The organism is Ruegeria sp. AM1 (genome assembly GCF_056540745.1).
This window is the reverse complement of the sequence record NZ_JBQFXH010000012.1, coordinates 30,947-48,179: the sequence shown is the minus strand read 5'-3', so window position 1 is coordinate 48,179 and position 17,233 is coordinate 30,947. Positions and strand designations below refer to the sequence as shown.

At 57.4% G+C, this 17,233-nt stretch carries 14 protein-coding genes; 10 read left to right on the top strand and 4 right to left on the bottom strand.

The window, feature by feature from the left end; genetic code table 11:
* Positions 1-543 precede the first annotated feature (543 nt).
* The 5 genes from ACR0I7_RS17560 to ACR0I7_RS17540 are packed head-to-tail and all read left to right on the top strand — an operon-like array spanning position 544 to position 7,291.
* On the top strand, positions 544-2,118 hold the full coding sequence (locus ACR0I7_RS17560; RefSeq protein WP_480513321.1) for an ABC transporter substrate-binding protein: 1,575 nt from the start codon (positions 544-546) through the stop codon (positions 2,116-2,118).
* 54 nt (positions 2,119-2,172) lie between these two features.
* On the top strand, positions 2,173-3,726 hold the full coding sequence (locus ACR0I7_RS17555) for an ABC transporter substrate-binding protein (protein ID WP_480513319.1): 1,554 nt from the start codon (positions 2,173-2,175) through the stop codon (positions 3,724-3,726).
* Positions 3,727-4,695, top strand: a complete 969-nt coding sequence (locus tag ACR0I7_RS17550) for an ABC transporter permease (protein WP_480513317.1) — start codon at positions 3,727-3,729, stop codon at positions 4,693-4,695.
* Entirely contained in the window at positions 4,692-5,606 is a 915-nt protein-coding gene (locus ACR0I7_RS17545) for an ABC transporter permease (RefSeq protein WP_480513315.1), read from the top strand. The genes ACR0I7_RS17550 and ACR0I7_RS17545 overlap by 4 nt, the downstream gene beginning before the upstream one ends.
* A complete protein-coding gene (locus ACR0I7_RS17540; RefSeq protein WP_480513314.1) occupies positions 5,603-7,291 on the top strand; it encodes an ABC transporter ATP-binding protein in 1,689 nt (562 codons plus the stop codon). Before ACR0I7_RS17545 ends, ACR0I7_RS17540 begins: the two co-directional genes overlap by 4 nt.
* A gap of 123 nt (positions 7,292-7,414) precedes the next feature.
* Here ACR0I7_RS17540 and ACR0I7_RS17535 read toward each other — a convergent pair whose 3' ends face one another.
* The 4 genes from ACR0I7_RS17535 to ACR0I7_RS17520 are packed head-to-tail and all read right to left on the bottom strand — an operon-like array spanning position 7,415 to position 11,227.
* Positions 7,415-8,500, bottom strand: coding sequence for a M24 family metallopeptidase (locus ACR0I7_RS17535; protein ID WP_480513312.1), 1,086 nt, complete (start codon positions 8,498-8,500; stop codon positions 7,415-7,417).
* Entirely contained in the window at positions 8,497-8,955 is a 459-nt protein-coding gene (locus ACR0I7_RS17530) for a GAF domain-containing protein (protein WP_480513310.1), read from the bottom strand. The genes ACR0I7_RS17535 and ACR0I7_RS17530 overlap by 4 nt, the downstream gene beginning before the upstream one ends.
* A gap of 49 nt (positions 8,956-9,004) precedes the next feature.
* Positions 9,005-10,600 carry an ABC transporter substrate-binding protein gene (locus ACR0I7_RS17525; RefSeq protein WP_480513308.1) on the bottom strand — a complete coding sequence of 532 codons (1,596 nt, stop codon included), beginning with the start codon at positions 10,598-10,600 and terminating at the stop codon, positions 9,005-9,007.
* Positions 10,601-10,621: 21 nt separating this feature from the next.
* Positions 10,622-11,227 (bottom strand): helix-turn-helix domain-containing protein, encoded by a 606-nt coding sequence (locus ACR0I7_RS17520; protein WP_480513306.1) that lies wholly within the window; start codon positions 11,225-11,227, stop codon positions 10,622-10,624.
* 86 nt (positions 11,228-11,313) lie between these two features.
* Here ACR0I7_RS17520 and ACR0I7_RS17515 point away from each other — a divergent pair, with 86 nt between their 5' ends.
* The 5 genes from ACR0I7_RS17515 (at position 11,314) to ACR0I7_RS17495 (ending at position 17,197) form a co-directional block, all read left to right on the top strand.
* Entirely contained in the window at positions 11,314-12,327 is a 1,014-nt protein-coding gene (locus ACR0I7_RS17515; RefSeq protein ID WP_480513304.1) for an ABC transporter permease, read from the top strand.
* Positions 12,327-13,226 carry an ABC transporter permease gene (locus ACR0I7_RS17510; RefSeq protein ID WP_480513302.1) on the top strand — a complete coding sequence of 300 codons (900 nt, stop codon included), beginning with the start codon at positions 12,327-12,329 and terminating at the stop codon, positions 13,224-13,226. Before ACR0I7_RS17515 ends, ACR0I7_RS17510 begins: the two co-directional genes overlap by 1 nt.
* A complete protein-coding gene (locus tag ACR0I7_RS17505; RefSeq protein WP_480513300.1) occupies positions 13,223-14,044 on the top strand; it encodes an ABC transporter ATP-binding protein in 822 nt (273 codons plus the stop codon). Before ACR0I7_RS17510 ends, ACR0I7_RS17505 begins: the two co-directional genes overlap by 4 nt.
* Positions 14,041-14,775 (top strand): ABC transporter ATP-binding protein, encoded by a 735-nt coding sequence (locus ACR0I7_RS17500; RefSeq protein WP_480513298.1) that lies wholly within the window; start codon positions 14,041-14,043, stop codon positions 14,773-14,775. The genes ACR0I7_RS17505 and ACR0I7_RS17500 overlap by 4 nt, the downstream gene beginning before the upstream one ends.
* Positions 14,776-15,103: 328 nt before the next feature.
* Complete coding sequence (locus ACR0I7_RS17495; RefSeq protein ID WP_480513296.1) at positions 15,104-17,197, top strand: tetratricopeptide repeat-containing sulfotransferase family protein; 2,094 nt, start codon at positions 15,104-15,106, stop codon at positions 17,195-17,197.
* The last annotated feature ends 36 nt before the right edge of the window (positions 17,198-17,233 follow it).

Genomic DNA, 17,233 nt, shown 5'->3' with positions numbered 1-17,233 from the left:
AAGCGGCCCTTCGCGCATTGCGAAGCATTCAACACAATGGGCTCTTTCGACACCTTTGCCGCACTAGTTTCGAATGGCTGGTTCAAGGCAAACGCTGTTCGCTTCGTTGCGCGCGCCGCACTCCTCGGTCTAAATCGTTCACAAGCTCCAAATCCGCCCCGTGCTTGTTCACTGGCAACAAGCACGCCCGAGGAAGTACGTCGTCAATCTGAACAGGGCAAAATTTCCGCTGATCAACGCCAACATTGGCGCTGTTGCGCGAGGTCTGCCATTGGTCATGAACGTGGCCAAATGGCTGAACCGCACCTTTTCGCGCCCCACCCCGCCGCGTGTTTAACGCCATCGCCTGCATGCGATGTATTTTAGCAGGATCGCTGTCCCCCAAAGCGCCCGGTTGCATATGTTCGGCGGCTCAACATTGCGTTGAACGATTGACATGCATTCGCAGTTGGTATGCTATTCACACCCACAACGTTCACAGAAATTTGCGACACAGAATCGCGAATTCAATGCAGCTAAACGACTGCAATATGGGAGAAAATAATGAAAAAACACATGCTCGCGCTTGCGCTGTTGATGACGACGACGTCATTGGCCAATGCAGAAACCCTACGTTGGGCGCGCTCGGGGGATGCGTTGACGCTCGATCCGCATTCGCAAAACGAAGGGCCCACGCACACTGTGCGCCACCAGATGTATGAACCTCTGATCATCCGCGATACCTCCGGTGCTTTCGAGCCCGCGCTGGCGACGGATTGGGCCCCCAGCGAGTCTGATCCGAATGTCTGGGTGTTCAACCTGCGCCAGGGCGTGAAGTTCCATGACGGCGCCGATTTCACAGCCGAAGACGTGGTGTTCAGCGTTAATCGCGCGAAACAGCCGAACTCGGACATGAAAGAGCTGATCAACTCGATCGTCGAGGTGCGTGCAGTTGATGACCACACGGTCGAGATTGTGACGGATGGGCCGAACCCGATCCTGCCGGCGAACCTGACGGATCTGTTCATCATGGATAAGGGATGGACCGAGGCGAACAATGCCGTCGACGTTCAGGACTTTGAAGGTGGTGAGATCACTTTCGCGACCACCAATGTAAATGGCACCGGCCCTTACAAACTTGTCAGCCGCGAGCCTGACGTGAAAACGGTCATGGAGCGGAACGAGGACTACTGGGGGCGCGATCAGTTCCCTATGGCGATCAGCGAAATCATCTATACTCCGATCCAGAATGACGCAACCCGCGTTGCGGCGATGCTGTCGGGTGAGGTGAACTTCCTTCAGGATATGCCAGTGCAGGATCTCGGCCGGGTGAATGCCGTGGATGGGCTAGTCGTCAAACAAGCGCCACAGAACCGGGTAATCTTTTTTGGCATGAATCAGGGCGGAGATGATATCGACGCGGATAATGTCGATGGCAAGAACCCCCTCGCCGATGTACGCGTGCGTCAGGCCATGTCTAAGGCGATCAACCGCGATGCTATAAAGCAGGTGGTCATGCGCGGACAGTCGCAACCTGCCGGTATGATCGCACCGCCCTTCGTCAACGGATGGACCGCCGAGATGGACGGTGAAAGCAGCACGGATGTCGAGGGCGCAAAGGCCCTGTTGGCCGAAGCGGGCTATCCCGACGGGTTCTCGATCCGGCTAGACTGCCCCAATGACCGTTACATCAACGACGAAGGCATCTGTCAGGCTGCTGTCGGGATGCTGGGTCAGATCGGCATCACGGTGAATCTGGATGCCAAGCCGAAGGCACAGCACTTCCCGCTGATCACTGACGGAAAGACCGATTTCTACATGCTGGGCTGGGGCGTTCCGACCTATGACTCGGAATACATCTTCAACTTCCTGGTTCATGGCCGCGAAAGCGATATTGGCACGTGGAACGGCACCGGTTACGACAATGATGAGCTGGACGCCAAGATCAAGTCGCTGGCGTCGAACACCGATCTTGTCGCGCGCGATCAGGATATCGCCGAGATTTGGCGTGTGGTGCAGGACGAACAGCTGTATATCCCGATCCACCATCAGGTGCTGAACTGGGGCATGGCAGAAAATCTGGACATCAACGTTGATCCCGAAGATCAGCCAATGGTCAAACATTTCGGCCTGAATTAAGAAACGTGGCGGGCCTCGGGATGCGAGGCCCGCCACCAAAAAGTGGGAGCTATCATGAAACGTCTGACCACTGCCGCGCTTTTGGGCGCGCTTGCCTTACCTGTAGCAGCTGAAGAATTCACCTTTGCCGTCACAACAGACCCGCAGACGATGGATCCTCATGCGGTTAACTCTGCCCCTGTGCTGGGTTTTCTGAACAATGCCTACGAAGGGCTTGTTCGGCGGGGCAAGGATATGACCATCGAACCGGCGCTTGCGACCAGTTGGGAAACCATCGGTGACGGCGCGGGCTGGCGGTTCAAGCTGCGCGAGGGTGTAACGTTTCATGACGGGTCCGAGTTTAACGCGGATGATGTGATTTTCTCGTATCAACGCGCTTCGGACGAGAGTTCAGACACCCGCAGCTGGTTTGCGCCGGTCCGCGAGGTGGTGAAAGTCGACGACTACACCATTGATGTCATGACCACCGCGCCCAACCCGATCTTCCCGGACAGCATCGCCAACTGGATGATCATGGACAGCGGCTGGGCCGAGGCGAACGACGCAGCGCTGCCCGACAAAGAGGCCGGCAACTACGCGACACTGAACGCAAACGGCACCGGTGCGTTCCGTATCACCGCGCGTGAGCCGGGCCTGCGCACCGTGCTGGAACCTTTCGATGGCTGGTGGGGCGACGCGGAACACAACCTGACACGTGCCGAACTGGTGCCCATCCAGAACCCGGCGACCGCGCTGGCGGCGCTTTTGTCCGGGGATGTGGATTTCATCAATCCCGTGCCCATTCAGGATGTCGCGCGGTTGGAAGGCAATCCAGATGTGAAGGTCATTCAGGGCATCGAAGCGCGTGTTATCATGTTGGGTTTTGACCAGCAGGCAGGCGCCAGCGAAGCCGGGCAAGGCGGATCCGACATCTTCAGTGACACGCGCGTACGCGAGGCGGTTGCCAAGGCGGTGAATGTACCGGCCATCCTGAAGACCATTATGCGCGGCAATGCCGAAGCGGCAAGCCAGTTGGTCAGCCCGGCGATGCGAGGGTATTCTGCGGCGAACGCAGACCCTTATGCTTATGATGCTGAAGGCGCGAAATCCCTGCTGGCTGAGGCTGGCGCAGAGGGGGCCGAGGTCAGCTTTAAGTGTTCTAACAATCGGTATCTGAACGACGAATCCGTCTGCCAGGCGATCACCGCGATGCTGACGCAGGTTGGATTAACTGTGACGCTCGACGCGATGCCGGTGCAGAATTATTGGCCGGAACTGCGCGCCGACAATTTCGACATGTATCTGCTGGGCTGGTCGCCCGGCACATTTGATGCCGAACATCCCGTGCGCTTTCTCGCCTCGACCCCGAACGAGGAAAAGAAGCTGGGATCGTGGAACTTTGGCGGCTATTCCAACGCCCGCGTGGATGAATTGCTGCCGATGATCCAGTCCGAGATTGATGAGCCCAGACGTCAGGCCATGCTGGATGAGGTCGCGGGTATTCTGCAGGATGACGTGGCCTATGTGCCGCTCTATGTCCAGCCGCTGGTCTGGGGTGCACGCAGCAATATCGAGCTGACACAACGGCCCGACAACTTCTTCCTTCTGCGCTGGGTCACGGTCAACTAAATGCTTTCATACATTATCAGGCGTGTAGCCCAGTCGGCGCTGGTTCTGTTCGTCGTGGGCCTTGTCGCCTTTTCCATGTTCCGCTTTGTTGGCGATCCGATCGACAATATGCTGGGGCAAGAGCGGACCATGGAAGACGTGGAACGCCTGCGCGCTCAACTTGGCCTCGATCAGCCGTTTCCGGTGCAATATGTGAAATTCCTGCAGGAGGCGGCACAGGGGAATTTCGGCGTCAGCTTCCGGCAGGGCCGTGCGGTTGCGGAAATCCTGGCCGAGCGTGCTCCGGCCACGCTGGAACTGGCACTGGTCTCAGCCGTGTTTGCCATTGTTTTGGGCATCGCCCTGGGTGTGTTTACAGCAATCCGACGAGACGGGTTGGCGGCGAACTTCATCATGTCGGCCTCACTGATCGGAGTATCCCTGCCCACCTTCCTGATCGGCATATTGCTTATCTATATTTTCTCGGTCGAGCTTGGGTGGCTGCCCAGCTTCGGGCGCGGAGAGGTTGTGGATCTGGGCTGGTGGAACACCGGGCTGCTGACCAGCAGCGGACTTAAAGCCTTGATTCTGCCCGCAATCACGCTGGGCCTTTACCAGATGACCCTGATCATGCGGCTGGTGCGGTCCGAAATGCTGGAGGTGCTCCGACAGGACTACATCCGCTTTGCCCGTGCCCGCGGTCTGGGCGACCGGACCATCAACTTTCGCCACGCGCTTAAGAACACAATGGTTCCTGTCATCACGATTATCGGCCTGCAGCTGGGGGCAATCATCGCCTTCGCGATCATTACCGAGACAGTGTTTCAGTGGCCGGGCCTCGGCCTTCTGTTCATCAACGCGATCCAGTTTGTGGATATTCCTGTCATGGCAGCTTACCTGATGATGATCTCGGTCATCTTCGTCACCATCAACCTTGCGGTCGACATCCTCTATGCCTTCATCGACCCGCGCCTGAGGGTCAGCGCATGAGCCTTATGACGCGCATTCTGAACAGCGATCAGTTCTACGCCTTTCGCCGGTCGCCCGTGGCTATGGTGTCGGCCACTGTGGCGTTTATCCTTATCCTTGCCACCATCCTTGCGCCGCTGATTGCGCCGACAAACCCATTTGATCCGTCGAGCCTCAATCTGATGAACGGATTCACCCCGCCGATGGAGCCCAATGCCTTTACCGGGGAAAGCTTCCTGATGGGCACGGACGATCAGGGGCGTGATGTGTTCTCGACAATCCTCTACGGAATGCGAATCTCGCTGTTTGTCGGGGTGGCGGCCGTTCTGTTCGCGATGGTGCTGGGGATCGTTCTGGGCTTGCTGTCGGGCTATTTCGGCGGCTGGACTGAAACGATCATCATGCGCACGGCCGATGTGCAGCTGACTTTCCCGTCGATCCTTCTGGCCATGCTGATCTTTGGTATCGCCAAAGGTGTCACGCCGGTTGAGTATCGTGACCAGATGGCAATCTGGGTGCTGATCCTCGCCATAGGCCTGTCCGACTGGGTGCAGTTCGCCCGGGTCGTCAGGGGCGCGACACTGGTCGAAAAAAACAAGGACTATGTCGCCGCCGCGCGTATTATCGGACAGCGCCCGCTGACGATTATGCTGCGACACATCCTGCCCAATGTGCTGTCACCGGTGCTGGTGATCGCAACGATCTCATTGGCGCTGGCGATCATTGCCGAGGCGACGCTCAGCTTTCTGGGCGTTGGCGCGCCCCCCACGCAACCCTCGCTGGGGACGTTGATCCGCATCGGGCAGGGTTTCCTGTTCTCGGGCGAGTGGTGGATCCTGTTCTTCCCGGCCTGCACCCTGCTGGCGCTGGCGCTGAGTGTGAACCTGCTGGGCGACTGGCTGCGCGACGTTCTGAATCCGAGGCTGAAATGACCGATCCCGTTCTTTCGATCCGCAACCTGACAGTGGAAATCCCGACCCGCCACGGCATTTTCAAGCCCGTAGAGCATGTGACCTACGACCTACACCCCGGTGAAATCCGCGGAGTTGTTGGCGAAAGCGGTGCTGGCAAATCCATGACCGGCAACGCCGTGATCGGCCTGCTGGACCCTCCGGCCCATGTGTCCGAGGGCGAGGTCTGGCTAAACGGCCGCAGGATCGACGCGCTTGATGCAGAGGACAAGCGCAGAATCCGGGGAAAAGAGATCGGAATGATCTTTCAGGACCCGCTGACCTCGCTCAATCCACTGTTCACAGTGGGTCAGCAACTGGTCGAGACCATTCAACTGCATCTGGGTCTGTCTGCGTCAGAGGCGAAAAAGCGGGCCATTGCGCTGCTGGATCGCGTCTCCATCCCGGACCCGGCGGACCGGTTCAATCAGTATCCGCATCAGTTTTCCGGCGGGATGCGGCAGCGGGTCGTGATTGCCCTGGCGCTGTGTACCGAACCCAGTGTTCTGATCGCGGATGAACCCACAACAGCCCTGGACGTGTCCGTTCAGGCGCAGGTACTGGACCTGATCAAGGAGCTGGCAAAGGCACGTCAGGTGGGCGTCATCCTCGTGACGCACGATATGGGTGTTATCGCTGACACCACTGATACGGTCACAGTCATGTATTCCGGCCATGTGGTCGAAAGCGGTACCACCGATCAGATCCTCGGCGCGCCCACGCATGACTACACCAAATCGCTGATTGCCGCGGTGCCGCGACCTCATGCCAAAGTAGAACGCTTTCCGCTGGTCAGCTATGGCGAGCGGGAAAGAACCTTCAAGATTGATGATCTGGCGGCGCATTGGGACAAGACCGATTTGTCAAAGTCCGGCAAGCTGCTTGAAGTCGAGAAGATCACCAAGACGTTCCTACAAAAGGGCGGGCTGTTGCCATCGCAGCGCCGCTATTTCACCGCCGTCGATCAGGTCAGTTTCGACATTCGGGATGGTGAGGTTTTTGGCCTTGTTGGCGAAAGCGGCTCTGGCAAGTCCACTGTCGCGCGGATGATAGGCACATTGTACCCCGTTGACGGTGGCCGAGTATTCTTTGACGGAGAAAACGTGACCGCCATGGGCGCAGACGCCCTGCAAGCCTATCGCCGCCAAATTCAGATGATCTTTCAGGACCCTTTTTCCAGCCTCAATCCACGCATGAGGGTCGGGGATCTGGTGGCCGAACCAATCCATCATCACAAAATTCTGCCCAAGCCCGCCATCGAACCGCGTGTGCGCGAATTGCTTGACTGGGTTGGGCTGGCCAAGGATGCGTGGCGCAAGTATCCCCATGAATTTTCCGGCGGGCAGCGTCAACGCATTTGTATTGCGCGTGCACTTGCAACGCAGCCTCGTTTTCTGATCTGCGATGAACCGACCAGCGCCCTGGATGTGTCCATTCAAGCGCAGATTCTAAACATCCTCAAAGACCTGCAAGATCACCTCGGTTTAACTATGCTCTTTATCAGCCACGATCTTCCGGTTGTGCGTCAAATGTGTGATCGGGTGGGCGTGATGCGTCATGGCAAACTGCTTGAGGTTCAAGAGACGGACGCGTTGTTTGCAGCTCCAGAGCATCCGTACACACGGGAACTCTTGGATCTGATGCCCCGGCTAAAGCAATTGGCATAGCCTTACCGAGTTACTCTTACATCGGCTTTTGCAGAAACACCTGGCCTGAGACGCGAAGGCGCGCGTGATCGACGGTAGCCAGGCAACAAGTCCTGACCTGCTGAGGTCTAGGTTTCTCGCCGATTACACTGGGACTACATTTGTAGCCCTGGATAGATCGGACAAAATCTCGGGGCCATCGCTGCGCAGCATCACAATCTCTTCCAGGCGGACACCAAACCGTTCCGGAAGATATATGCCCGGCTCGATGGAAAATACCATGCCTTCCTCCAGCACCGTCTCACTTGATGAGGTGATGTAGGGCGGTTCATGGGACTGGGTTCCCAATCCATGGCCTGTACGATGCACAAAATAGTCGCCATACCCTGCTTCAGTTATCACAGCACGCGCGACCGTATCCAGCACGTGGGCAGCGACACCGGGCTTTGCAGCGACCAATGCAGCTTGAACTGCAGCATCCACAATGCCGTGGATCTCTGAAAACCCGTCGGGTTCGGTTCCGATGACCGCCATACGCGTGATATCAGAGACGTAACCGTCGAGCTCTGCACCGATGTCAATCAGCACTGCATCGCCCTCATTTAGTATGGCGTCACCGGTCTGGTGATGCGGAAACGCGCCGTTGCGGCCAGCGCCGACAATGGCAAAGCCCAGCCGGGCGTTTTGAGCGGCGAAACTCTGTTCAACAATCTCCGCTACGTCGCGCTCGGTCATGCCCGGACGAATGGCCGCCCACGCTGCCTGCATGGCGATATCTGCAGAATGCGCGTTGCGTTTCAGAAGCCCGTATTCCTCGGCGTCCTTGCGCATGCGCAGGGCGCCAATTGTGGTGTCGGTGAAACTGCGCGCGGCATTCACAAGGCGATCCTGCACGAGTGCCGCGTGATCTGCACGCATGGCTTCATCCAGAACAATTGATTCCGCCTCTTCGGCCCCCAGATAGGCCAACAGCCGCTCAAAGGCCTGATGTGGACCATCAGCATCAGCCCATTCAAAGAAAGGCAGATCTGTTTGAGCGCGCGCGCTGCCGGCCTCAAGGGCTGGCATGAGAAAGGCGACTTTGCTTTTTGAGACACAGGCCAACAGAGCGCGTTCATCCGCATGCGGGCGCACATCAAGCAGCCAAGCCATGTGTGCGCCGGGCGCGAGAACGGTCAGGTCAGTGCCCGTCTCGCGCATACGATTCTGTAGTCGTTGAATGCGGCTCATGCGGTCCTCTCTTGCGTCAGGGTGTCGAAAGCTTGAAGCAATTCACTCCGAGCGCTTTCAACGAGGTTTTCCAAGTTGGTGACACACTCCGGGTCGAAATGACCGGCTTTGTCCAGGATGTTGACGGTTCCGCGCACCCGCGTGCCATCGCTGACAGGTATGTTGATCGCCGCCTCACATCCCAGGGCATTGATCAGCGCATGATCAGAAAAGTAGAGCGCAAACGCATCAGTGCTGTTGGCCACGAAGGTCTGGCCCTCTTCAAGCACGAGGCGTGACCAGTTGTTTGGCGTCATCGGCTTGGTGCCGGTGACAGGGTAGTCGGTTGGATGAGAGGTATAAGCGCGCCAGGCCACCCCTTCTGCGCGATTCAAAATAGTAATGGTGAAAAGCCGTGCGCCGCAGGCCGTCTGTGCAGATGCGTGCAGGGCTGCAAAAAAATCTGAGGGGGTCATGTAATAGCTCTTTCATCCCCGGGCACGCGCGGCGCCCGGGGTTTTGATCTTAGTCTTTGTCGACGAGGCGGTAATAGACGTAATCCGCATTCGCGCCATTTACATAGCCCGAGACATCATCAGCCATTGCAACCTGTTTCACCGCCTGGAACATGATCACAAAAGGGGCTTCGTCCTGCATGGATTTCTGCAGCTCGACATACATCTGATTGCGGATTTCCGGGTCTTGTTCCGCCAGGGCCGCCTTGGTCTTTTTGTTCACATCCTCTGGCGGCATCCACGCGTTTCGCCATGTGGTCGTCGAGACATATTTGTCATCCGCATTGTCCGCGTTATACGCAAAGGCCTTGGCGTTGGAATGCGGGTCCATGAAGTCCGGCCCCCAATACAGCAGCATGCCCTGATGGGTGCGCGCACGATACTTGGTGATCACCTGAGCGCCCGTGCCCGGAAGAATTTCAAAGTTGATACCGGCGGGCGCAAAGGTCTGCTGCAGGCTGGCCGCCATATCGGTGAATGGCGCCGCGTTGATCACGTCCAGTTCGATCGTCAACGGCAGCTCTACGCCGGCCTCTTCCAGAATAGATTTGGCTTTTTCGGGGTCGTAGCTGAATGGAGTATCGGTGAGCGCGCCCGGGAAACCTTCGGGCCAGAAAGCTTGGTGCACTTCCATCTGACCTTTTAGGAAACTTTCCGCCATCCCGTTATAGTCCACCAGATAGCGAGAGGCCTCCCACAGCGCGGGGTTTGTCAGAGGCTCGTGTTTCTGGTTGAAGCTGAACCAATGAACGGCCGTTTGCGGGTAGGTTTCAACCTTTATGTCCGCGTTGCCGGACAGGCCTGCGATTTGATCCGGTGTCAGGTTTTTCGCCATGTCGACATCGCCGGTTTCCAAGAGCAAGCGTTGAGTTGCGGCTTCGGCGACGTGGCGGATCATGACGCGTTCGATGTCCGGGGCGTCATTCCAATAATTGTCGTTGGCCTGCAGCATCAGCATTTCACCCGGCGCGTAACGTGCCAATGTGAACGGGCCGGTGCCCGCACTGTTTTGGTTCAGCCAGGCATGACCCATGTCACCGTCAACTTCGTTGGCCATGACGGTTTCGATGTCGACAATGGCAGCGGGGCGCGCGGCCAATACGTTCAATACAAAAGACGGCGCAAGCGTGCCGGACCAGCGCACAGTTACGGTGTTTCCGTCAACGGTGACCATCTCGTCAAGGTTATCCGCAGACCAGCCGAGGTTCTCAAGGATAAACGCCGGCGCTTTCTGCAGCACTAGAACGCGCTTCCAGCTTTCAAAAACGTCAGAGCCTTTCAGGGCATTCCCAGACGAGAATTTCACGTCATCGCGCAGCTCAAAAGTTACGATTTTTGCAGCGGCGTCGACGTCCCAGCTCGCCGCCAGGCCGGGGGCGAGTTTCGTGGTGTCTTCGGCGTCGTACTGCACCAGTTGATCGTAGGTGTTCGCGACATATTCGCCAGAGCTGAACTCGTAGGCCGACGCCGGATCAATGGTGACAATGTCATCGATATTCTGGGCAATAACCAGTGCGTTGGATGGTGTTTCAGCGATCGCCGACGACGTGGACAGAGCAATAAGACTGACCGCAAGGGCCCTAGTCAGATTTGGAAAATGTTTCATGGGACTCTCCTGTTGGTATTGTTATGTGCTGTCGCGGCTGGCTTTGGGGCCTCGAAACCGGGGCGAGGTACCCGTCCAGAGCAGCTTGGCCGGACCCCTGCCCACGTTTGAAAATGCATGTGGGGTATCCCCCATGAAATGCATGCTGTCGCCCGCGCGCAGAATGAACGGCGTGCCATCCAGGGTCTGTTGCAGGGTACCTTCCAGCACAAGGACCAGTTCTTCGCCTTCATGTGCGGTAATTTCAGACGTATAGCCTTCGGGGACATGCACGATCAGGGTCGAGATTATCCCGCCGGGCAAAGCGGTCGAGACGTGCTCGTAGGACAGAGAGGAATCGGCCAGTGCAAACCTTGGCCGCTCGCCTTCACGGGTCACACTGTCCGATGGCCTTGGCGTCGAGACGAAAAAGTCCACATCCACCCCCAGATTGGCGGCAAGGCTGGCCAACGTGCCCAGGCTGGGCGTGGCCTTATCACGCTCGACCTGACTGAGAAAACCGACCGAAATCCCCGATTGATCTGCAAGCGCCTGCAATGTCAGCCCGGCTTTGCGACGCAAATCCCTGATCCGGCCACCAAAGGCAGGAGGCTTTACTTGGGCGGGTTTCGTGGACAGTTCGGACATGCAGTCTCCAATATTTTTTTCACGCTAGTAAAGAAATTTTGATGAGTCAAAAATTTTTGCTATAGCGGGTAAAACGGGAGTGAATTTTGAACCGCACCTATGCTGTCCTGCAATTTGTGTTGACCCTGGTGGTAACCTTTTTGGGGTTGCTGGCAATTACATTTGTGATTGGCCGCGTCGTGCCGATCGACCCGGTCGTGGCCGTGGTCGGGGATCGCGCCAGCATTGAAACCTACAACGCCACAAAAGAAGCGATGGGGCTGGATGATCCGCTCGCGGTTCAGTTCTTTCGCTATGTGGCGCAGGTGCTTCAGGGCGATCTGGGCAGTTCGGTATCAACCGGGCGCCCGGTGGGCGAGGATCTGGCACGGGTCTTTCCCGCCACCTTTGAGATGGCCACCTTGGGCATTCTGATCGGTGTCGCGCTCGGCGTGCCAATGGGTGTTTTTGCAGCCGCACGACAGGGTCGGTTGGCGGATCAGGTCATTCGCGTCGTAGGGCTCGCCGGTTATGCAATTCCGGCCTTCTGGCTGGGACTGGTTGGACTGGTTGTATTTTATGCCAATCTGCGTTGGGTCGGCGGCCCCGGCCGGATTGACTTTTTCCTGGACGGCATGGTGCCGACAAAAACGGGTCTGTTGCTGCTGGACAGCGCGCTTGACGGCAACTGGGAAGCCTTCCGCAGCGCCTTTTCACATATAATCCTGCCCTCAGTCATCCTGGGCTTTTTTGCTCTGGCCTATATCTCGCGCATGACGCGCAGTTTCATGCTCGAACAGCTGGGTCAGGAGTTCATTACGACAGCCCGTGTCAAAGGTGTACCGGAACGGCTGATCCTGTGGCGGCATGCCTTTCGCCCGATCCGCGTACAGCTGATCACGGTAATCGGCCTCAGCTATGCAGGGTTGCTGGAGGGATCGGTGATGATTGAAACCGTCTTTAGCTGGCCGGGCATTGGCAATTACCTGACGACGGCTTTGCTGAACGCCGACATGAATGCGGTGCTCGGGGCGACATTGGCAATTGGTGCGGTTTTTGTTGGCATCAACAAGGGGTCCGACGCGCTGTACCGCCTGCTGGATCCGAGGGCGAAAGCATGATGACCCGCGATTGGCTGCTATCTGACGATCCGGAAACACGGCTGCAGGCGCGGCTTGGCGTCAGCTATCGACTGGCGCGCGACCTGCTGCGCAATCCGCTTGCGACCATCGGCTTGCTGATCATTCTGGCGCTGATTGTGATTGCCGCGCTCGCCCCGTGGCTGGCGCCCTATTCGCCGGTCGAGGGCGACCTGACGAACCGTCTGCAGCCGCCGTCACAGGCCCACTGGATGGGCACGGATGAACTGGGCCGGGATATCCTGTCCCGTGTTATTTATGGCGCGCGCATCACGCTGATGATCGTCATACTCGTCGCCGTGATTTCGGCCCCGCTGGGCCTGCTGATCGGTACGGTTGCAGGGTATTTCGGCGGTTGGGTCGACCGCATTCTGATGGGACTGACGGATATTTTCCTGTCTCTGCCACGGCTGGTGCTGGCGCTTGCTTTTGTCGCGGCCCTTGGACCCGGCATTGAAAACGCAGTCATTGCAATCGCGATTGCGGCTTGGCCCGTTTATGCACGGATTGCCCGCGCCGAAGTGCTGACGTTTCGCAATGCCGAATTCCTGGATGCGATCCGTATGCAGGGGGCGTCACGGCCGCGCATCATTGTGCTGCACGTGATGCCTTTGTGCCTGTCATCGACGATTGTGCGGGTCACGCTCGATATGGCGGGCATCATCCTGACCGCTGCAGGGCTCGGCTTTCTTGGGCTGGGCGCGCAACCGCCGTTGCCTGAATGGGGCGCAATGATCTCGCGCGGGCGGTCCTTTATTCTGGACCAGTGGTGGGTCGCGACCATGCCCGGCTTTGCGATTGTGATTGTGTCCCTGGGCTTTTGCCTATTCGGCGACGGTTTGCGCGATGTGCTTGACCCTAAACAAAGGAACCGGGGATGAGCTTGCTGTCGGTCAAAAACATGCGCGTGACCTTCCCAACGGACCACGGCCCTGCCGAAGTTGTGCGCGGCCTGAGCTTTGATCTGGGGCGTGAGAGACTGGGGATCGTGGGCGAAAGCGGGTCCGGAAAATCCATGACAGGGAAGGCGATCATGGGCCTGGTCCCCCGCCCCGGTCAGGTCAGCGCGGATCGCCTGTCTTTTGAAGGCAAAGACCTGCTGGCGCTGTCGCCCGAAGAGCGACGCAGCCAGCGCGGCACCGCAATGTCGATGATCCTGCAAGATCCGAAATTCAGCCTCAACCCGGTGATCAGGATTGGCGACCAAATCGAAGAGGCCCTGGCAGTACATGGCAAATGGTCCAAACGCGACCGCCGCTCAAAAATGATCGAGGCATTGCACGCCGTACAGATCAACGACCCCGAGCGCGTCGCACGCCTGTACCCCCACGAGGTATCAGGCGGAATGGGGCAGCGGGTCATGATTGCGATGATGGTTGTGTTGGAACCCGCCCTGATGATCGCGGATGAGCCGACAAGCGCGCTGGATGTCTCTGTAAGGGGTCAGGTGCTTTCAATTCTGGACAATCTGGTCGCCAATCGGGGCATGGGGCTGATCATGATTTCGCATGATCTGAACATGGTGGCACGATGGTGCGACCGTATCTTGGTGATGTATCAGGGCGAAATTGTTGAAGAGCTGGCCTCTGGTGAGCTATTGAACGCGCGCCATCCCTATACCAAAGGACTTGTGGCCAGTCTGCCGACCATTGATGAGAACCGCAACCGATTGCCGATTTTGGATCGGGGGGCGCTATGATTTCCGTCAAAGATCTTTGTGTCAGCTTCAGCGGCACGCCTGTGTTGCAGGATGTGACGTTTGATGTCGCGGCTGGTGAAAGCTTTGCCCTGGTAGGAGAGTCCGGGTCCGGAAAATCGACCATATTGAAAGCACTTGCCGGGCAGGTGGCCCATTTCACGGGCGCGCTGCAGCTCGCCCATGGTGCTGCAGGGCAACGCCCGTTGTCAGCGCGTGACAGGGCACGCCAGGTTCAGATGGTGTTCCAGGACCCATATGGCAGCTTGCATCCGCGTCGAACCATTGACGACACGCTGAACGAACCGCTGGTGATCCATGGCGTTCAGGACAGAGACAAGCAGGTTCTGGCGATGCTCGACGCCGTTGGCCTGCCGCGGCGCTTCAGATTTCGCCTGCCGCACCAACTGTCGGGTGGCCAACGTCAACGCGTCGCCATCGCCCGCGCCTTGATGCTGCAACCGCCCATCTTATTGCTTGATGAGCCGACAAGCGCGCTGGATGTAAGTGTGCAGGCCGAAATCCTCAACTTGCTCAAATCATTGCGCGAAGAAAAACAGCTGACTTTCCTGCTGGTCACACATGATCTACCTGTTGTCAGTTTTCTTTGTGATCGTCTGGCAATTCTGAGGTCGGGCCGTATCCAGGAAACTGCTGCAGTCAACTTGCTGAAAGCAGGGAAACTGTCTTCCGACTACGGACAGGAACTCTTTCGGCGATCTGTCGAAGGGTAGCGGCCCGCACTATGCACAAGTTTCGTCTTGTGAATTTCGACACCAGCGTCCGTCAGTCTAAACTTCGGGCATCTTCGAACCAATGCCTACGAGCGGATTGAAGCGCCGGCAGCATTGCCAATTACGCCAGCTAAAGCAAACGCTGAGTCGTCATCAGCGCGCTTATCTAACTGTTGTTTATGTCTGCGTTTGTGAACGAGGGTGCCAATTGATCGGTAAGGCTGTTGAAGTTGCAGGTATGGATGTTAAACCCGATTTGTCCAGCAGAGTGTAGTCAACATGCCTGGAATGTTGGGCGTAATTCTCTTTTTTGCCGGAACTGAACCACATGACACAAGCCCGTACGATACCTCTGGAGGACGCTGTCCGGTTAGGCGTGTCGCATTTCAACAAAGGCGACTATCGGGCGTCAGAGGCAGTTTTTTCCAACATCGTTCAGGCCGCTCCGCAACACGCATTGTCACACCAGATGCTTGGCTTGATTGCCTTTCGTTCCGGCAAAATCGAAGACGCGGTGCTCGCAATGGCCGAGGCCGTGCGCCTTCAGCCGAACGATGCAAGCTTTCTTGCAAACTTCACCGAGATACTGCGCTCGGCTGCAAGACTAGAGCAGGCCGTGGAAATGGGGTTAAGGGCTGTTGCCCTTTCTCCGGGCAATGCCGCGGCTCATTCCAACCTGGGCCTTGCATATTATGATCAGGGCAATCTGGCTGAGGCCGAAGCCTCGCAAAACCGGGCTTTGGCCCTGGATCCGGAATTCGACCGGGCCTTGAACAACCTTGGCAGTGTTGCAAGGGACCAGGGTGACAGAAAGAAAGCGGCAGTATTCTATCGGAAAGCTTTGGAGATCGCACCTGGCTCTGCTGAAACCGTCAATAATCTGCTTTCGGTTCTGATCGAGGATGAAGAACTCCAGGCGGCGCGCGCGTTTGCCGAGACGCAGTTGAAACATTTTCCGCAAGATGCAGAGCTTTACCGGAATTTCGGCCGAATTTTTCTGCTGGACAGTGATTTGGACAAGGCCGAAAGCACCTTTCGCAACGCGATCACCCTGGATCGAGACAAAGCGGACAGCTATGTTGGCCTGTCGCAGGTTCTGTTCGAAAAGAACCATCCAAAGCTTGCCCTTATCGAGGCCGAGCAGGCGGTGCGCCTTGATCCTGACTCGGCAACGGCCATTCACCAGCTTGCTTTGGTCACTGCCCATCTCGGCGATATCGACAGCGCGGTTGCGCATTATTTCAAAGCCATCGAGTTGAAACCCGACATGGCGGCCAGCCGTCTGGCGCTGGGGCATCTCGAGCTGGAGCAGGGCAACTCTGAGGGGGCCCGCGCGCATTTTGAACATGCCGCCGAACTGGATGGCGACAATCTGAACGCCCTGATCGCGCTGTCCAAACTGGAAAAGGCGACACCGGACAGTGCCGTGTTCAAGGCCCTTCAAAGGAAAATACCCGAGGCCACCGGGATGCTTCCGCAGAAAGCGATCGCATTTCACTTTGCGATCGGGGAATGTTTCGAACACCTGAAAGACTATGACCAAGCGTTTCGTCACTTTGACACCGGCGCGGGGTTAAAGCGGAAACTGATTGACTACGATGCCGATGATTTGGACCAGCTGACGGGGTCCATGATCGATGCCTTTGACGCCCGGATGATCGATCGCCTTCGGGCTTGCGCAAATGACAGTGCCCGCCCGATTTTTGTCGTTGGCATGCCGCGTTCCGGCACAACGATGACCGAATCCATTCTGAATGCGCATCCCAGCGTGTTTGGGGCCGGTGAGCTGAACGATCTGCAACATCAGTTCGGCAAGGTAGGCGACCGGCAAACAGAGGTGCCCCAGGCACTCGTCGCGCTTTCAGATGCTGATTTGAAACGTCGTGCTGACAGCTATGTTGGTGTTCTGGAACAACACGCACCTGAGGCGCCACATGTTGTGGACAAGATGCCGGCGAATTTTCAGCTGATTGGGCTGATCCATGGCATCCTGCCCAACGCCAAGATTATTCACGTTGCGCGCAATCCCTTTGACACCTGCCTGTCCTGCTATACCAGACTGTTCGAGCGCAGCCAGTTGCACAGCTATGATCTGATCGAGCTTGGGCGGTATTTCAACAACTACGTCCGCCTCATGGACCATTGGCAACGCACTCTGCCCTCAGATGCATTCATAACCCTGCACTATGAACGGCTTGTCGACGACCTGGAACACGAAGCGCGCCGGATGATTGCGCATTGCGGGCTGGACTGGGATGACGCCTGTCTGGATTTCCACAAATCCAAGCGGCGTGTGCGCACGGCAAGCGTTCAACAGGTTCGCAAACCTCTGTACAGCTCGTCAAAAGCCAAGTGGCGCAACTATGAAACGCAGCTGCAGCCCCTGATCGATACGATTGGTGACACTGCAATCCGGTTTTGAGCGACGCCGCCAGTACGAAAAAGGCCGGTCCACAGA

What these genes read in the sequence shown, in the direction of transcription:
- ACR0I7_RS17560 (WP_480513321.1), top strand. Translation starts at nt 544, where the DNA reads ATGAAAAAACACATGCTCGCGCTTGCGCTGTTGATGACGACGACGTCA.
- ACR0I7_RS17555 (WP_480513319.1), top strand. Translation starts at nt 2,173, where the DNA reads ATGAAACGTCTGACCACTGCCGCGCTTTTGGGCGCGCTTGCCTTACCT.
- ACR0I7_RS17550 (WP_480513317.1), top strand. Translation starts at nt 3,727, where the DNA reads ATGCTTTCATACATTATCAGGCGTGTAGCCCAGTCGGCGCTGGTTCTG.
- ACR0I7_RS17545 (WP_480513315.1), top strand. Translation starts at nt 4,692, where the DNA reads ATGAGCCTTATGACGCGCATTCTGAACAGCGATCAGTTCTACGCCTTT.
- ACR0I7_RS17540 (WP_480513314.1), top strand. Translation starts at nt 5,603, where the DNA reads ATGACCGATCCCGTTCTTTCGATCCGCAACCTGACAGTGGAAATCCCG.
- ACR0I7_RS17535 (WP_480513312.1), bottom strand. Translation starts at nt 8,500, where the DNA reads ATGAGCCGCATTCAACGACTACAGAATCGTATGCGCGAGACGGGCACT.
- ACR0I7_RS17530 (WP_480513310.1), bottom strand. Translation starts at nt 8,955, where the DNA reads ATGACCCCCTCAGATTTTTTTGCAGCCCTGCACGCATCTGCACAGACG.
- ACR0I7_RS17525 (WP_480513308.1), bottom strand. Translation starts at nt 10,600, where the DNA reads ATGAAACATTTTCCAAATCTGACTAGGGCCCTTGCGGTCAGTCTTATT.
- ACR0I7_RS17520 (WP_480513306.1), bottom strand. Translation starts at nt 11,227, where the DNA reads ATGTCCGAACTGTCCACGAAACCCGCCCAAGTAAAGCCTCCTGCCTTT.
- ACR0I7_RS17510 (WP_480513302.1), top strand. Translation starts at nt 12,327, where the DNA reads ATGACCCGCGATTGGCTGCTATCTGACGATCCGGAAACACGGCTGCAG.
- ACR0I7_RS17505 (WP_480513300.1), top strand. Translation starts at nt 13,223, where the DNA reads ATGAGCTTGCTGTCGGTCAAAAACATGCGCGTGACCTTCCCAACGGAC.
- ACR0I7_RS17500 (WP_480513298.1), top strand. Translation starts at nt 14,041, where the DNA reads ATGATTTCCGTCAAAGATCTTTGTGTCAGCTTCAGCGGCACGCCTGTG.
- ACR0I7_RS17495 (WP_480513296.1), top strand. Translation starts at nt 15,104, where the DNA reads ATGACACAAGCCCGTACGATACCTCTGGAGGACGCTGTCCGGTTAGGC.